The organism is Clavibacter sp. MX14-G9D (assembly GCF_032917815.1).
GTDB classification, from domain to species: Bacteria; Actinomycetota; Actinomycetes; order Actinomycetales; family Microbacteriaceae; genus Clavibacter; species Clavibacter michiganensis_K.
Genome location: NZ_JAVCVL010000299.1, coordinates 1 through 2,509, shown reverse-complemented (window position 1 = coordinate 2,509; position 2,509 = coordinate 1). Strand labels below are relative to the sequence as shown.

Annotated in this window: 1 protein-coding gene; it reads left to right on the top strand. The window is 78.2% G+C overall.

Annotation, left to right across the window (positions count from 1 at the left end; genetic code table 11):
- Positions 1-12: 12 nt before the first annotated feature.
- Positions 13-2,509 (top strand): amino acid adenylation domain-containing protein (locus tag Q6969_RS14930; protein WP_317231147.1); only part of this gene is annotated, 2,497 nt, incomplete at its 3' end.

Genomic DNA, 2,509 nt, shown 5'->3' with positions numbered 1-2,509 from the left:
CAGGTCGGCGCCGTGCAGCGGGCGCTCGACCGGGCCGACGCGGTGACGCCCGCGCGCACGCTCGTCGACGTCCTCCGCGCCACGGTCGCCGCGCACCCCGACGCGTCCGCCATCGAGGACGGCGACGGCGCCCTCAGCTACCGCGAGCTCATGGCGCGCGTCGTGCAGGTCGCCGCCTCGCTGCGGGCGGCGGGCGTGACCACGGGCGACCGGGTCGGGATCCGCATGCCGTCCGGATCCCGCGACCTCTACGTCACCGTGCTCGGCGTGCTCGCGGCGGGCGCCGCCTACGTGCCCGTGGACGCCGACGACCCCGAGGAGCGCGCCCGTCTCGTGTTCGGCGAGGCGCGCGTCGCGGGCGTCGTGACGGGCACGGGCGAGTTCACGCCCCGCGTCCCGGATGCGGCGGACGCCGCCCGGCCCGCCGCGGCCCTCCGCGTGCTGCCGACCGCCGCCGCGCACGCCTCCACGTCCGCGCTGCCGCTCGTCGCGCCGCCCGCCCCGGAGGACGACGCGTGGATCATCTTCACCTCCGGGTCCACCGGCACCCCCAAGGGCGTCGCCGTCACCCACCGCTCGGCCGCCGCGTTCGTCGACGCCGAGGCGCGCCTGTTCCTGCAGGACGAGCCGATCGGCCCGGGCGACCGCGTGCTCGCCGGCCTCTCGGTCGCGTTCGACGCCAGCTGCGAGGAGATGTGGCTCGCGTGGCGCCACGGCGCGTGCCTGGTGCCGGCCCCCCGGAGCCTCGTGCGGAGCGGCATGGACCTCGGGCCGTGGCTCATCACGCACGGCGTCACCGTCGTGTCCACCGTGCCGACCCTCGCCGCGCTGTGGCCCGCGGAGTCGCTCGAGAACGTGCGCCTGCTCATCTTCGGCGGCGAGGCCTGCCCGCCGGAGCTCGCCGAGCGCCTCGCCACCGACGGGCGCGAGGTCTGGAACACCTACGGCCCGACCGAGGCCACCGTCGTCGCGTGCGCCGCGCCGCTCGGTGGGGCGGGTCCCGTGCGCATCGGCCTGCCGCTCGACGGCTGGACGCTCGCCGTCGTCGACGCGGACGGCGCCCGCGTGCCCGAGGGCGGGGTGGGCGAGCTGATCATCGGCGGCGTCGGGCTCGCGCGGTACCTGGATCCCGCGAAGGACGCGGAGAAGTACGCCCCCTTCCCCGCGCTCGGCTGGGACCGCGCCTACCGCTCGGGCGACCTGGTGCGCTTCGAGGAGGCGGGCCTCGTCTTCCAGGGGCGCGCCGACGACCAGGTGAAGGTCGGCGGCCGCCGCATCGAGCTGGGCGAGATCGAGGCGGCGCTGCAGGCGCTCGACGACGTGCAGGGCGCCGCGGTCGCCGTGCGCACCACGGGCGCGGGCAACCCGGTGCTCGTCGGCTACGTCGTGCCGCGCGACGCGGCGGCCTTCTCCCGCGAGGACGCCGTGCGACGCCTCCGCGCCGCACTCCCGGCCGCGCTCGTGCCGCTCCTCGGCGTCGTCGACGCGCTCCCCACGCGCACGTCCGGCAAGGTCGACCGCGCCGCCCTCCCCTGGCCGCTGCCCGGGGCGACGGGCGACGAGGGCGCCGGCCTCGACGCCGAGCTGCGGCCGCTCGCGGAGATGTGGTCCGCGGCGCTGGGCACGCCCGTGGCGAGCGCCGACGCGGACTTCTTCGACCTGGGCGGCGGATCGCTCTCGGCGGCGCTCCTCGTGGCGCGGATCCGCACCCTCGACCCCGAGTTCACCGTCGCCGACGTCTACGCCCACCCCCGCCTCGGCGCGATGCACGCGGCCATCGCCGGACGCGCGCCGCGGGCCGAGCGCACCCGGCCGCGCGTGGACGTGCGGCCGACGCCGCGACGCGCGCAGTGGATCCAGACCCTCCTCGGCGTGCCGCTCCTCGCGCTCCAGAGCCTCCGCTGGCTCGCGCTCCTGCTCACGGGCTCCGCCCTGCTGCGCCCGCTGGGCGGCTTCGACGCGCTGCCCGAGGTCCCGTGGTGGCTGCTCGCGCCCGGGCTCCTCGTGTTCGCGACGCCGTTCGGCCGCATGGCGATCGCCGCGGCCGCCGCCCGCCTCCTCCTCCGCGGCCTCTCGCCCGGCGACCACCCGCGCGGCGGCCGCTGGCACCTGCGGATCTGGCTGGCGGAGCAGGTCGCGCAGCAGATCGGCGCGGTCGGGCTCGCGGGCGCGCCGTGGATCACCTACTACGCGCGGGCGCTCGGCGCGCGCATCGCCGACGACGTCGACCTGCACACGCTGCCGCCCGTCACGGGCATGCTCCGCATCGGCCGCGGCGCCTCCGTCGAGCCCGAGGTCGACCTGTCGGGGTACTGGATCGACGGCGACACCGTGCGCGTCGGCGCGATCCGCATCGGCGCGGGATCGACCGTCGGCACGCGGTCGACGCTCCTGCCCGGCACCCGCATCGGCAAGGGCGCGGAGATCGCCCCCGGGTCCGCCGTCTTCGGGCGCGTGCCGGCGGGCCAGCGCTGGGCCGGCTCCCCCGCGGCGCGCGAGGGCCGGGCCC